The organism is Leisingera sp. McT4-56 (assembly GCF_020514995.1).
GTDB classification, from domain to species: Bacteria; Pseudomonadota; Alphaproteobacteria; order Rhodobacterales; family Rhodobacteraceae; genus Leisingera; species Leisingera aquaemixtae_A.
The window spans coordinates 45,209-58,353 of the sequence record NZ_JAJALF010000005.1 but is presented as its reverse complement, the minus strand read 5'-3'; the positions used below and the strand labels follow the sequence as shown (position 1 = coordinate 58,353).

Sequence of the window (13,145 nt, the reverse complement as noted above, 5' to 3'; positions counted from 1 at the left end):
CATGGAAGCACTCACTTTCGATTGGGCAGCTTATCTGCTAGCAGTTGTTCTGCTGGTGCTGTTTCTACAGGCGGCGATCTACATTTTCCGCGAGTACGAGCGCGGCGTGCTGTTCACTCTAGGCCGGTTCACCCGGGTTTCAGGCCCGGGATTTGTGCTGATCATCCCGGTGGTGCAGCAGCTGGTGCGGACCGACCTGCGCATGTTCGTCGAGGATGTGCCCAGCCAGGATGTGATCAGCCGCGACAATGTGTCGGTTAAGGTGAACGCTGTAATCTACTTCCGCATTGTCGACCCGCAGCGGGCGATCATCAATGTTGCGGATTTCCGGGCAGCCGTCAGCCAGCTGGCACAGACCACTCTGCGGTCCGTCCTCGGCAAGCACGAGCTGGACGAGATGCTGGCCGAGCGCGACAAGCTCAATGCCGATATCCAGGAAATTCTGGACCGTCAGACTGATGCCTGGGGGATCAAGGTGGCCAATGTCGAGATCAAGCACGTGGATATCGACGAAAGCATGGTCCGCGCCATTGCCAAACAGGCCGAGGCGGAGCGGCTCCGCCGCGCCCGGGTCATCAATGCCGCGGGTGAATTCCAGGCGGCCTCCAAACTGGTTGAGGCAGGCAAGCTTCTGGCCACGCAGCCCAATTCCATGCAGCTGCGCTACTTCAATGCGCTCACCGATATCGCAACGGGCCGGACCACCACAGTTGTCTTCCCGTTGCCGGTCGACCTGTTGCCCATGCCGAAAAAAACGGAGGACTGACCCCGCTGCGCCAAGAGAGCCGGACAGACCCGCTGCAAGACACAGGACAAAGACGGGAGTGACCGCGCAGCCCGGCCCGAGCCAGGTGCCGGATCCGGAGTATCAGATGTGCAGAGCCTGGCCCAACGCCCGCAGGCAAGCTTCCTGAAGGGCTTCCGACTGTGTCGGGTGGGCGTGAATTGTTGCGCCAATATCCTCCAGACACGCCCCCATTTCTATTGCCAGCGCAAAGGACGCTGACAGCTCCGACACCCCCGCCCCCACCGCTTGGAGGCCGACGACTGCATGATCGCTCTGTCGCCAGACAACCCGGATGAAACCGTCCTCGCGTTCGCCGGTCAGAGCCCGCCCGTTAGCCTGCAGCGGAAAATTGGTGGCAGCGGTGCCCTCGATTTCCCCCGGCAATGCACCGCAGGCCACCACTTCGGGGTCGGTAAAGCAGACCGCTGGGATTGCCCGCTTGTCCCATTCAACCGCGTGGCCCGCGATATGCTCTGCAACCATCTCACCCTGCGCCATGGCGCGGTGAGCCAGCATCGGCTCGCCGGTTACATCGCCGATCGCATAAATGCCGCGCATCGACGACTGGCAATGGCTGTCGATTTTGACAAAGGGCCCGTCTTGAGTCAGCGCCAGCTCCTCGATGCCGATTCCGGCTGTGCGGGGGCGGCGTCCGACTGTCACGAGCACTTTTTCCGCTGCCGCATCGCCCTGATCCGTTTGCAAGCTGCCGTTTTCGTAGGCAAGCGCCCTGGTTCCGGTTTTCACGGCCACACCCAATGCGCTCAGCCGCTCCTCGACCGGGCGCGTCAGCTCTCTGTCATAGAGCGGCAGAATCCGATCCTCGGCCTCAACCACCGTAACCCTGGCGCCGAGTTTTGCAAACGCGGTGCCAAGCTCCAGCCCGATATAGCCGCCGCCAACCACCGCGAGGCTTTCTGGCACCTGTGCCAATTCCATAGCCTCAGTTGAGGACAGAATGGAGCCGCCGAACGGCAGATCAGGCAGCTCAACCGGGGCAGAGCCGGAGGCAATCACGATGTATTGCGCATGGATCACTTGGCCGTCTCCGTTGCCGTTCACCGACACCGTCTTGCCATCCAGAAACCGGGCGCGGCCCTGCACGAAGCGCACCCCGGCCTTTTTCATCAGCACCGAGACGCCGCGGTTCAAGCGCTGCACGATGCCGTCTTTCCAGACCACTGTCTTGGCGAAGTCAATCGCTGGCGTCCCGCAGCTGATCCCCAGCGGCCCTTGCGGAGCCTGAGCGATCCTGTGGAACTCCTCCGCCGCATGTATCAGCGCCTTCGAAGGGATGCAGCCCACGTTCAGGCAGGTGCCGCCGGGCTTGGCCTCATCCACCACAATGGTGTCGATGCCCAACTGGCCCGCGCGGATGGCGCAGACATAGCCGCCGGGGCCTGCGCCGATGATCAGAAGCTTGCATTTCAAATCAGACATTCAGCCCTCGACAAACAGCATCGCTGGAGTTTCCAGCAGGGATTTCAGTTTCTGCACAAAGACCGCGGCGTCCCAGCCGTCGACCACCCTGTGATCGAAGGAACAGGAGAGGTTCATCATCTTGCGGGGCCGGAACTGCTGCCCGTCCCACACCGGCCGGATCTGCATCTTGTTGACCCCGACAATGGCAACCTCCGGGTAGTTCACGATCGGGGTGGTAGCGATCGCGCCTAGCGGCCCCAGAGAAGTAATTGTGATGGTGCCGCCGGTCAGTTCCTCCCGCTTGATGGATCCTTCGCGGGCGGCTTCCGACAGCCGCAGGATCTCGGCGGCATTGTCCCAGAGGCTGCCCGCCTCGGCATGGTGGACAACCGGCACATTCAGCCCCTGCTCTGTCTGGGTGGCGATGCCCACATGCACGCCGCCGTGGCGGTGAATCACCCCGTCCTCGTCATCGAAACGCGCGTTCAGGCCGGGCTGCTCGCGCACTGCCTCGACGATGGCGCGAATCAGGAAGGGCAGCAGCGTCAGCTTGGGGCGCTGGCCTTCGTGCTTCTTGTTCAGTGCCGCCCTCAGATCCTCCAGCGCGCCCATCTCCACTTCTTCGACGATGGTGATATGCGGGATCTGGCGTTTCGCCAGAGCCATTTTCTCTGCGATCTTGCGGCGCATGCCGACGATCCGGACGTCCTCGACGCCGGTGTTACGGCCGCGGGTCACACCGCCTTGCTTTATGCCTCCCGAAGCTATCCAGTTATCCAGATCCTCATGGCTGATGCGTCCGGCAGTCCCGGTGCCGGGCACCTGGCGCAAGTTCAAACCCTCTGCCCGAGCCCGCGCCCGCACTGACGGCGAGGCCAGCGGCTTGGCCCCCTCAGGCCGCGGCGGTCGGCGTCCCGCCTTCCTTGCCAAAGGCGCCGGAGCCAGGCCTGGCTTAGTTTCAGCTTCCGGCTCGGTCTCAGGCTCCGCTTTCGGACTGGCCACGGGCGCGGTCTTCTGCTCGCCAGGATTGGCTGCGGCAGCATTGCCCTCGCCCGCCACTTCCAGGCGCACCAGAACACCGCCAACCGGGATCATCGCCCCGATCTCGCCGCCCAGCTCCAGCACCTTTCCTTCGGCAGAGGACGGCACCTCAACAGCCGCCTTATCGGTCATTACCGCCGCCAGGATGTCGTCCTCCCTGACGATGTCACCCGGCTTCACATGCCATTCGATCAGCTCCGCCTCGGCAACGCCTTCCCCTACATCGGGCAGGCGGATTTCAAAAATCCCCATGGATCAGTCCTCCATGACTTTCTTCAGCGCATCACCGACCCGGCCAGGTCCAGGAAAATACTCCCATTCCTGCGCGTGCGGGTACGGCGTGTCCCAGCCGGTCACCCGGATGATCGGCGCTTCGAGGTGGTAGAAACAGGTTTCCTGCACCAGAGACATAAGTTCAGCACCGAAGCCCGAGGTACGGGTAGCCTCATGCACGATCACGCAGCGGCCGGTTTTCTGCACCGACTCTGTGACCGCATCCAGGTCCAGCGGAAGCAAGCTGCGCAGGTCAATAATTTCCGCGTCCACCCCGGTTTCCTGCGCCGCGGCTTCGGCCACGTAAACCATCGTGCCATAAGCCAGAACCGTCACATCCGCGCCTTCACGGCGGATCGCCGCCTTGCCTAGGGGCACGATACCGTCCCCGTCGGGAACATCCCCCAGCGGGTGGTTCTTCCAGCTTTCCACCGGTTTGTCGTGGTGGCCGTCGAACGGGCCGTTATAAAGCCGCTTGGGTTCGAAAAAGATCACCGGATCCGGGTCGGCAATGGCCGCCAGCAGCAGCCCCTTGGCGTCGCGCGGATTTGAGGGCATGACCACCTTCAACCCTGACACATGGGTAAACAGCGCCTCCGGGCTCTGGCTGTGGGTCTGGCCGCCGAAAATGCCGCCGCCGGTGGGCATGCGGATCACCAGCGGGCAGGTGAAATCGGCGTTAGAGCGGTGCCGCAACCGCGCCGCCTCTGAGACGATCTGGTCATAGGCTGGGTAGACATAATCCGCGAACTGGATCTCGATCACCGGCTTCAGCCCATAGGCCGCCATGCCTATGGCGGCGCCAACGATGCCGGATTCATTGATCGGCGCATCAAAGCAGCGGGACTTACCGTATTTTTCCTGGAGGCCTGCGGTGCAGCGGAACACGCCGCCGAAAAATCCGACATCCTCGCCAAAGACAACCACCCTCTCATCCGCAGCCATCGCCACGTCATGCGCCTCGCGGATGGCTTCGATCATGGTCATCTGCGCCATCTCAGAACCCCGCCTCCTGCCGCTGCCGGATCAGATGCGGCGGCATGGTTTCATAGACGCCCTCGAACATGTCGCGCGGGCTGGGCGTCTTACCGGACGTCAGTGTGCCTATTGCTTCGGCTTCCTTCTGAGCGGCCACCACGGTGGCTAGCACCTCGGCCTCGGCCTGCTTATGGCGGTCGTCGCTCCATTCCCCTATGGCGATCAGGTGCTTCTTGAGCCGCTCGACCGGATCGCCAAGCGGCCAGGCTGCAGCCTCGCGCCGGGACCGGTATGCGGAGGGGTCGTCGCTGGTGGAATGGCCGCCAGCGCGGTATGTCACGTGTTCGATCAATGTCGGCCCGTGGCCGCGCCTGGCCCGCTCGCAAGCCCATTTCGCCACCGCATGGACCGCCAGGTAGTCGTTGCCGTCTACCCGGACCGAGGCAATGCCAAACCCGTGACCGCGGGCAGCAAAGGTGCCGACCCCGCCGCGGGCGATGCCCTGGAAGGTGGAAATGGCCCATTGGTTGTTGACGATGTTCAGCACCACAGGCGCGTTGTAGGTCGAGGCAAACACCATGGCCGCGTGGAAATCGCTTTCCGCGGTGGAACCGTCTCCGATCCAGCCAGCCGAGATCCGGGTGTCGCCGGATATTGCCGATGCCATGGCCCAGCCGACCGACTGGATGAACTGGGTGCCGAGGTTGCCGGAAACCGTAAAGAACCCGTGCTCTTTGGAGGAGTAGAGGATCGGCAACTGACGGCCGTGCAGCGGGTCCTCGGCGTTGGAGTAAATCTGGTTCATCATCGTGACCATCGGATAGCCGCGGGCGATCAGCAGCCCTGCCTGGCGGTAGGTCGGGAAATTCATGTCGCCCGGCTCCATCGCGCGGCTGAAGGCGCAACTGACCGCCTCCTCTCCCAAGTGCTGCATGTAAAAGCTGGTCTTGCCCTGCCGCTGGGCGTTGAGCATCCGCGCGTCAAAGGTCCGCAGCAGCAGCATGTGGCGCAGCCCTTCATGCAGCTCTTCTGTACTCAGCGCACCCGCCCATTCGCCAACCGCCTCGCCGTCCTTGTTGAGCACGCGCACGATGGAGAAGGCCATATCGCGGATCGCATCCGGATCCACGTCCACCGGCGGCCGCGGAACGGCGCCAGCGCGGGGGATTTCAAAGTCGGAAAAATCAGGGGTATTTCCCGGGCGGCAGCCCGGTTCAGGAACATTCAGGGAGAGCGGGCTGATGTCGCTGGTCATACTGCACCTTTCTGACTTGCGGCAGCCTTGGAACAATTCCAGCAGGCTGTTCATTGCCGGGCTGGCGGCCCGGGTCTTAACCCCCTGCCCGCGCCGCTAACGCTGCCTCATTTTTTATCACATAGTCCGGTAATTATTGGTTACCACGGTTGTGCTGCAGCTCTGCCACAGCGGCCCGTACCGGCCAGATGCCCGCTGCTCCCAAAAAAACGCGCGGGACACTAGTGAACATTCAGCAAACCGCCGCCTTGCCGCATCGCAGAACGGCAAAGCGGCTATTCACTTTCAACTTGGCCTGATTTTGTGCTCAGCAGAAGTTCGGGCGCATCATCACCCACAAGAATTGGAGGCGGAGACATGTTCTCTTGAGCGGTGACAGGGGTAACGCAAAAGCAGCGCGAGGACCTGGCGGCGATCGCCGTTACGCATGCGCAGACCGACAAAAAAAGGATCCAAATTCGCTCCTAGTGAATTGCATAGCCGTATCGCTGCAAGGAATGGCGCGTCACCATGCCTGATACCCCGCTCACTATCCAGCGCGCTGAGACAGACACGACACAAAGCCTAGTTTAGTTTGCCGTTTTGGCCCTACCTGTGACAGCGCAGCATTTTGGGAACAAATTCAGTGCCAATGCCGATCAAGCGTTCAAACCTGATCGGGCGGAGGAGAAGTGAGCAGCTCAGAAATATTGCGCCTGGCTAGTTTCCCTGAAGCTCTACCCTTGAGAAAAGCACATTGTGCTGTCTGCTCACCCTTGGCTTGATGCAGCGTCTTCAGGCTGAGAACCCAATAAGTTTTCTGTGCCGTTTTTCAATTGCCCAGCATGCCTTCACCTGTGCAATGCAAATGCGGGCAAGCTGCAGTAGCTTGGCATACTGCATTTTCGCCTTCTGAGAAATCTTCAAAAGCTCGTCATCGCGCACTTTCGTGAAACTGCGTTCAAAGGAGCGCGGCACATGGTGAGACTCGGATGCGAATTTCAAACTGGGGCCAACAGGTCTTGAGCCCCCCCTTCACAGGCCGCTTACAAGGATCCTGTTGTCCCGGTGGCGGTTTAGGGGCCATCACTTCGGCCAAAAGCGTCACTCCAGAAATCGAGCAGCAGTGCCCGCCTGTTGCCGTCAAGCGCAACAAGCAAAGATGGCGCAAGGGGAATGGACCTGCGGGCACTGGGAGAAAGGCCGGAGTCAATGGCATCAATCTCGGTGACAAGGCCCGCATTGGCCAGCAATTCCTGCGCTTCTGGACTCAGAAGGAAGTCAAGAAGCTTAGCCGCCACGTTTTTTTGCCGGGCCGTTTTAGGGATCATGTATGCGCGGGACAGCACAAGCGTGTAATCCTCGGGCAGAATGGTGCCGACCTCGGGCGCTGACGCATTTGCAACATAAGATCCCAGCACGTTGTAGGCGATCAGGAAGCGGCCTTCGGCCACGCCGGCGATGATCTCAGCCGAACAGCACGTGGCAACGGCATTGACCCGGGCAAAGCTTTCCAGAAGGGCTCCGAAGGTTGTTGCTTCCAGGCTGTCGCTGTAGGCAAACAGATAGCCAAGTCCGGAGGCGGCGATGTCATAGGTTGCGATCCTGCCGCGGTAAAGACCGGGTTTGGCCCGCAGCGCATCAAGCAAGGCAAAGCGGCTGCGCGGCACTTCGGCGCCATCTAGCAGCTGCTTGTTGTAGACGATGACTGCAGGCTCGGTGGTTATCCCCCACAGTTCGTCGCGCCAGCGGCGGGACGGTGGCAACGCCAGCGCTGCGGGCGAGCGATACGGATGGGCACAGGCCGCATTCACCAGCCAGACCATCTGCTGCACCGCCGAAGACAGGATCGCGTCGGCTGGCACGCTGCCCTCCTGGCAATCGGCGCGGCTTTGGGCAAAGAGCGCGTTGGAGCCCCATTGCTCGTAAGTGATTGCCAGCTGAGGGTTCAGTTCTGCGAAACGCTCGATAACCGGGCGGATGATGGTGTTGTCGGTGGTGGAGCGCAGCAAGAATTGCACCGGGCCGTTTCCGTAGCGCGCGGTCGCTTCCTGCGAGACAGCCGCCGCTGGGAAAAGCGCCGCAAGGAACATCAGCATCCGCCACACCAGCATCATGGCGTGCCCCCTTCTGCCGGGAGGACCAGCGCTGCGCAAAAGCCGCCCTCTTTGCGCGCCATTTCCACCCTGCCGCCAAAGGCGGCGGCCACCGAGTTGACGATCGACAAGCCGATGCCGCTGCTGCTTTCCTGGGTACCTGCGTCGCGGTTAAACCGGCTGCCCAGCTGTGCCAGAACCGCAGGGGCCGGGCCGGGGCCGGCATCGCGCACCCAAAGGATCGCATCGCCGCCGCGCCGTTTTGCGCCGATGGCCACCGGCGGGGTGCCGTGCCGCAGCGCGTTCCCCAGAAGGTTGCCAGCCGCCTCGCCAAGGGAAAAGGCATCGGCGCGCACCATCACGGGCTCCTCGCCGATTTCCAGCCGCAGGTCGCTGCCGGGTGCCAGCAGCGCGTGGTCGTTGCGCTCCATGATTTCCAGTGCCACCTCGCGCAGGTCGACAGGAAGGCGCGGTGCGCTGTCGGTGCGGTGCACCACCAGCGCGCGGCTGAGAAGCTGATCCAGCAGGCTGCCCAGCGAGCGGGTGCGCGCCAGCAGCCGGTCCAAGGCACGGTGGCGGGCGGCAGCATCGGGTTCGGCAACGGCTGTCTCCGCCTGCACCCGGATTGCGGCCACCGGGGTGCGCAACTGGTGCGCGGTGTCGGAAATGAGGTTGCGCATAACCTCAACCTGCCCGTCCAGACGCCCCATGAAACGGTTCATGGCGCCAAGCACCACCTGTAGTTCCCGCGGAAGGCGGCCGGTAGCAATCGGCGTCAGATCATAAGGGTCGCGGCGGGCCAGGTCCTCGGTGATTGCACCCAGCGGCCGCAGGGCGGTGCGGATGACCGCCCAGGCCATGACCATCAGCGCCAGCCCCGCTGCTGCCATCGGCCACAGCGCATCAAGCATCAGATCCGCCGTCATCGCCTTGCGCGCCCGCAGGGTCTGGCCGACCACAACTTCAACCGGGCCGGAGAAATCGCGTTCCGCAAAGCGGCGTGTGACCCGGACAAACCGCGCAGGCTCACCGTTGAGCGCCGCGTCGAAATACCCCGGCCCGTCAGTTCCAGGCTCAGACGCGTGGATTTCGGTGCCAGGATCGACGCCAGTGATGAACATCTGCCCGGGTCCATGAACGGCATAATAGATGCGGTCCTCAGGCGCCTGGGCCAGAAGCTGGAAAGCCGAGACCGGCAGATCGGCGACGGGGACGCCGGCCTGAATGCGGACCGACTCCGCAATATCGTTTGCCGCACCCAGAAGGATCCGGTCATAGGCTTGCCGGGCTGCCTGCTGGCCATTGCGCCAGGCCGATCCGGAAACCAGCAGCCCGCCCAAAAGCAGGATCATCAGCACCGCACCCAGCACCCGGGTTGCCAGGGTGAGCGGCGGGCGCGACTCAGCCATTCAGGTGCAGCCGGTAGCCGACCCCCCGCTGGGTTGCGATGCTCACATCGCTGCCTGCGATTTTCTTTCGCAGGCGGGCGATATACAGCTCGATCGCGTTTTCGCCCACGTCGGCATCGTCAAAGCCATATAGCGAGTCGTAGAGCCGGGATTTTGACAGGTAGCGGTCCTGATGGCGGATCAGCATATCCAGCAGCGCCGCCTCGCGCCGGGTCAGTTCCAACAGGCGGCCGTTCAGCCGGGCGCTGCGGTCACTCGGAACAAACGCCAGTGAGCCAAGAATAATCTGCTCCTCCTTTCGGTCCGCCTGACGCCGGACAAGTGCCCGCAACCGCGCCTCCAGCTCGCGCTGTTCGAAGGGCTTGCCAAGGTAGTCATCCGCCCCCTGATCCAGCGCCGCCACCCGGTCATCCACCGAGGTCAGAGCAGTCAGCATCAGCACCGGCGCCGGATCGCCCGCCCGGCGCATCTCGCGCAGCAGAGACAGGCCGGAACCGTCCGGCAGGTTGATGTCGAGGATAACGGCATCGTAATTCTGGACGGCACGGCAATCGCGGGCGCTTTCGATGTCCGGGGCCAAGTCGCAGACAATACCGCAGCGGGCCAGATGGGCAATCACGCCCTCGGCCAGATCTTCTGCATCTTCCACCATCAAGACCCGCATCTTACGGCACTCCGCTTTGCTGAAACCGGCGACAGGTTGATGACAGCTTCCGTGGGTAAACATGTCTAACCCGCAGAGAACAGGCTGCCAAAGCAATTTCTTGCGGGGGAAATCCGGCGCTAGGGAGTGTGCCGGCCATGACCTGAGGAGGAACGCATGAAATTCACCGTCACCCGCGGCCTGTTTGCCGCTGCCGCCCTGTCGCTGTCCGCCTTTGCCGCGGGCGCACAGGAAAATCCCGAGTGCATCGCCCCGGCCAACCCGGGCGGCGGCTGGGACTTCACCTGCCGCCAGGTTGGCAAGTCGCTGCAGGATCTTGGGCTGATCGACAAAACCATGCAGGTCGTGAACCTGGCCGGCGGCGGCGGCGGCGTGGCCTTTGCCGAAGTGGTCAACAAGCGCGCGGACGACAACAGCCTGATCGTTGCCGCCTCCAGCGCCACCGCCACCCGGCTGGCGCAGGGCGCTTATCCGGGCAACAGCATGGACCAGGTGCGCTGGCTGGCGGCCATCGGCGCCGACTATGGTGTGATTGCCGTTGCTGCCGACAGCGAAGTTGAAACGCTGCCGCAGCTGCTTGATGTCATCAAGAATGATCCGTCATCGGTTTCCGTTGCAGGCGGCTCAGCGGTTGGCGGCTGGGACCACTTGAAGGTTCTGATTGCCGCCAGCGCCTATGGCATCGAAGATGTGCGCAGCGTGAAATACATCGCCTTTGACGGCGGCGGCGAGGCGGTCACCCAACTGCTGGCCGGATCGGTGCAGGCCTTCACCGGTGACATCTCCGAGGCCAAGGGATTTGTCGACTCTGGCGATATCAAGGTGATCGCGGTGCTGTCGCCGGAGCGGCTGCCGGGCGAATTCGCCGAATTTGCAACCGCCAAGGAACAGGGCGTCGATGCCATCGGCGCCAACTGGCGCGGTTTCTACGCGCCTGGCGGAATGTCGGATGAAGCCTACGATGCGTGGGTGTCGAAGATCGGCGATCTCTACGCCTCCGACGAATGGAAAGAGGTGATGGCCGCCAACGGTCTGGCGCCTCTGGACCTGCAGGGCGCAGCCTTCCAGGAGTTTGTGGCCGGTTCAGTCGCCCAGATCCAGTCGATTTCCAAAGAGATCGGCATCATTAAATAACCTGCTCTGGGCCGGCTGGCGGATCGCAGCACAGCTTTGCGGCATCCCGCCAGCCGGCCCTGCACGACACCTGAACTGGAGACCGCCATGAGCGATCGTATCTTCGGGGTCTTCGGCATGATCCTTGCCGCCGGCTATGTCTTTGCCGCGCTTGCGATCGAGGAAAGCTTTCTCTCCGATGCCGTCGGCCCCAAGGCCTTTCCCCTGATCATTGCCGCAATCCTCGCCCTGTCGGGCGCCGTGATCGCCCTGCGCCCGGATCCCGAACCGCACTGGCCTGCCTTGGCCCGGCTGGCCGAAGTAGCTGCCGCTGTGGTGGTGCTGATCCTTTACGCCGAAATGCTGCCCGTCGCGGGCTTTGTCATCGCCACCGCCTTTGCCGCGGCCTATCTGGCCTGGCGCTTGGGCTCGGGACCGGTGGAGGCCGCTGCCGTGGGTGCAGGCACCTCAATCGGCATTTATGTCACCTTTCACCTGATCCTCGGCCTGTCGCTGGCCAAGGGTCCGCTTGGCTTCTGAGGAGGGCGGATCATGGAGCTTCTTGCAAACCTGGGCGACGGCTTTGCCATCGCGCTCAGCTGGCAGAACATCGGCCTGGCGCTGCTGGGCTGTTTTCTGGGCACCATTATGGGCGCCTTGCCAGGTCTGGGGCCGTCGAACGGCGTTGCCATCCTGATCCCGCTGGCCTTTACACTGGGCTTGGGTGCAACGCCCTCGCTGATCCTGCTGACCAGCGTCTACTACGGCGCGATGTACGGCGGGCGCATCAGTTCGATCCTGCTGAACATACCCGGCGACGAGCCGGCCATGATGACCTGCCTGGACGGCCACCCGATGGCCAAGAAAGGGCTGGCGGGCGAAGCGCTGTCGCTGTCGGGCGTAGCGTCCTTTGTCGGCGCCTTCCTGGCCACCTGGGGTCTGATTCTGCTGGCACCGCAGCTGGTGAAGATCGCCCTGCTGTTCGGCCCGGCCGAGTATTTCGCCTTGTTTGCGCTCGCGTTCATGACGCTGGGCGGCGTGTCCTCGACCAACCAGGCAAAATCGGCCTTTGCCGCAGCGCTGGGGCTGGGGCTGGCGACAATCGGCGTCGATACCCAGACCGGGGTGCCGCGGTTCACCTTCGGAGAAGTGCATCTTTATGACGGGCTTGATTTCCTGGTCGCCATCGTCGGCCTGTTTGCCCTGTCCGAGGTCTTCATCTTTCTCGAAACCCGGCATGGCGGCTCGGACGCTGCAGGTCGCAAACTGACCATTGGCAAGCTCTACCCGCCAGTGGCGATGATCCGGCAGACCACTCCGACCATGCTGCGGACTTCCATCCTGGGCTTCATTGCAGGCGTGCTGCCGGGTGCGGGGGCCTCGCTGGGCTCGTTCATCTCCTATTCGATGGAAAAGAAACTGGTCGACAAGGAAGGCACCTTCGGCACCGGCGATCCGCGCGGGGTGGCAGCGCCTGAGGCCGGCAACAACGCCGCGGCCGGCGGCGCGCTGGTGCCGATGCTGGCCCTGGGCGTGCCGGGATCAGGCACCACCGCGGTGCTGCTGGCAGTGCTGCTGGCGCTCAATATCACCCCAGGGCCGCTGCTGTTCAGTCAGAACCCGGACGTGGTCTGGGGCTTGATCGCGGCCCTGTTCATTGCCAACTTCATGCTGCTGGCCATGAACATTCCGATGGTCGGGCTGTTCACCCGCGTGCTGATGATCCCGTCGCGGATCCTGATGCCGATTGTGGCAATGGTGAGCTTTGTCGGCATCTACGGCATCTCCGGCAGCACCTTCGACCTGCTTGTCATGATCGGTTTTGGCGTGATGGGCTGGGTCCTGCGCAAGCTGGGCGTGCCGCTGGTACCGATCATCCTGGGCACGCTTCTGGGCAACGCGATGGAAAACAACCTCCGCCGCGCGGTCACAATAGACAACGGCAACTGGTGGACGCTTGCGGACAGCCCGCTGTCCATTGCGCTTTGGACAATTGCGATCATCGGTTTTGTCCTGCCGCTGATTGTCGGTTCGCGAGTGAAAGCCAAGATGCATCAGCGCCGCGACGAGGAGGGTGCAATCAGCGATTGATCCTGTAAGCAGCCGTTCCGGGCTTTGTTCCGGAATG

Annotated in this window: 11 protein-coding genes; 4 read left to right on the top strand and 7 right to left on the bottom strand. The window is 62.8% G+C overall.

The window, feature by feature from the left end; genetic code table 11:
• Position 1 precedes the first annotated feature (1 nt).
• Positions 2–766 carry a slipin family protein gene (locus LHL23_RS08450; RefSeq protein ID WP_222477728.1) on the top strand — a complete coding sequence of 255 codons (765 nt, stop codon included), beginning with the start codon at positions 2–4 and terminating at the stop codon, positions 764–766.
• A 102-nt stretch (positions 767–868) separates the two neighbouring features.
• Here the strand turns inward: LHL23_RS08450 and lpdA are convergent, their stop codons facing one another.
• The 7 genes from lpdA to LHL23_RS08415 all read right to left on the bottom strand — a co-directional run bounded on the left by lpdA (position 869) and on the right by LHL23_RS08415 (position 9,904).
• Positions 869–2,227, bottom strand: a complete 1,359-nt coding sequence (lpdA, locus tag LHL23_RS08445) for a dihydrolipoyl dehydrogenase (RefSeq protein ID WP_226429515.1) — start codon at positions 2,225–2,227, stop codon at positions 869–871.
• Positions 2,228–3,502 carry a dihydrolipoamide acetyltransferase family protein gene (locus LHL23_RS08440; RefSeq protein WP_226429514.1) on the bottom strand — a complete coding sequence of 425 codons (1,275 nt, stop codon included), beginning with the start codon at positions 3,500–3,502 and terminating at the stop codon, positions 2,228–2,230.
• A gap of 3 nt (positions 3,503–3,505) precedes the next feature.
• Positions 3,506–4,519, bottom strand: a complete 1,014-nt coding sequence (locus LHL23_RS08435; protein ID WP_226429513.1) for an alpha-ketoacid dehydrogenase subunit beta — start codon at positions 4,517–4,519, stop codon at positions 3,506–3,508.
• A 1-nt stretch (position 4,520) separates the two neighbouring features.
• On the bottom strand, positions 4,521–5,756 hold the full coding sequence (locus LHL23_RS08430; RefSeq protein ID WP_222477720.1) for a 3-methyl-2-oxobutanoate dehydrogenase (2-methylpropanoyl-transferring) subunit alpha: 1,236 nt from the start codon (positions 5,754–5,756) through the stop codon (positions 4,521–4,523).
• A 1,055-nt stretch (positions 5,757–6,811) separates the two neighbouring features.
• Positions 6,812–7,852: an ABC transporter substrate-binding protein gene (locus LHL23_RS08425; RefSeq protein WP_226429512.1), complete on the bottom strand. Its 1,041-nt coding sequence runs from the start codon at positions 7,850–7,852 to the stop codon at positions 6,812–6,814.
• Positions 7,849–9,240 (bottom strand): sensor histidine kinase, encoded by a 1,392-nt coding sequence (locus LHL23_RS08420; RefSeq protein ID WP_226429511.1) that lies wholly within the window; start codon positions 9,238–9,240, stop codon positions 7,849–7,851. Before LHL23_RS08420 ends, LHL23_RS08425 begins: the two co-directional genes overlap by 4 nt.
• The gene (locus tag LHL23_RS08415) at positions 9,233–9,904 is read right to left on the bottom strand and encodes a response regulator transcription factor (protein WP_226429510.1); all 672 of its coding nucleotides are present in this window, start codon (positions 9,902–9,904) and stop codon (positions 9,233–9,235) included. The genes LHL23_RS08420 and LHL23_RS08415 overlap by 8 nt, the downstream gene beginning before the upstream one ends.
• Before the next feature lie 156 nt (positions 9,905–10,060).
• Here LHL23_RS08415 and LHL23_RS08410 point away from each other — a divergent pair, with 156 nt between their 5' ends.
• The 3 genes from LHL23_RS08410 to LHL23_RS08400 all read left to right on the top strand — a co-directional run bounded on the left by LHL23_RS08410 (position 10,061) and on the right by LHL23_RS08400 (position 13,108).
• Complete coding sequence (locus LHL23_RS08410) at positions 10,061–11,038, top strand: Bug family tripartite tricarboxylate transporter substrate binding protein (protein WP_226429509.1); 978 nt, start codon at positions 10,061–10,063, stop codon at positions 11,036–11,038.
• 87 nt (positions 11,039–11,125) lie between these two features.
• Entirely contained in the window at positions 11,126–11,557 is a 432-nt protein-coding gene (locus LHL23_RS08405; protein WP_222477708.1) for a tripartite tricarboxylate transporter TctB family protein, read from the top strand.
• Positions 11,558–11,569: 12 nt separating this feature from the next.
• Positions 11,570–13,108, top strand: coding sequence for a tripartite tricarboxylate transporter permease (locus tag LHL23_RS08400; protein WP_226429508.1), 1,539 nt, complete (start codon positions 11,570–11,572; stop codon positions 13,106–13,108).
• The last annotated feature ends 37 nt before the right edge of the window (positions 13,109–13,145 follow it).

What these genes read in the sequence shown, in the direction of transcription:
- LHL23_RS08410 (WP_226429509.1), top strand. Translation starts at nt 10,061, where the DNA reads ATGAAATTCACCGTCACCCGCGGCCTGTTTGCCGCTGCCGCCCTGTCG.
- LHL23_RS08430 (WP_222477720.1), bottom strand. Translation starts at nt 5,756, where the DNA reads ATGACCAGCGACATCAGCCCGCTCTCCCTGAATGTTCCTGAACCGGGC.
- LHL23_RS08415 (WP_226429510.1), bottom strand. Translation starts at nt 9,904, where the DNA reads ATGCGGGTCTTGATGGTGGAAGATGCAGAAGATCTGGCCGAGGGCGTG.
- LHL23_RS08435 (WP_226429513.1), bottom strand. Translation starts at nt 4,519, where the DNA reads ATGGCGCAGATGACCATGATCGAAGCCATCCGCGAGGCGCATGACGTG.
- LHL23_RS08420 (WP_226429511.1), bottom strand. Translation starts at nt 9,240, where the DNA reads ATGGCTGAGTCGCGCCCGCCGCTCACCCTGGCAACCCGGGTGCTGGGT.
- LHL23_RS08405 (WP_222477708.1), top strand. Translation starts at nt 11,126, where the DNA reads ATGAGCGATCGTATCTTCGGGGTCTTCGGCATGATCCTTGCCGCCGGC.
- LHL23_RS08425 (WP_226429512.1), bottom strand. Translation starts at nt 7,852, where the DNA reads ATGATGCTGGTGTGGCGGATGCTGATGTTCCTTGCGGCGCTTTTCCCA.
- lpdA (WP_226429515.1), bottom strand. Translation starts at nt 2,227, where the DNA reads ATGTCTGATTTGAAATGCAAGCTTCTGATCATCGGCGCAGGCCCCGGC.
- LHL23_RS08440 (WP_226429514.1), bottom strand. Translation starts at nt 3,502, where the DNA reads ATGGGGATTTTTGAAATCCGCCTGCCCGATGTAGGGGAAGGCGTTGCC.
- LHL23_RS08450 (WP_222477728.1), top strand. Translation starts at nt 2, where the DNA reads ATGGAAGCACTCACTTTCGATTGGGCAGCTTATCTGCTAGCAGTTGTT.
- LHL23_RS08400 (WP_226429508.1), top strand. Translation starts at nt 11,570, where the DNA reads ATGGAGCTTCTTGCAAACCTGGGCGACGGCTTTGCCATCGCGCTCAGC.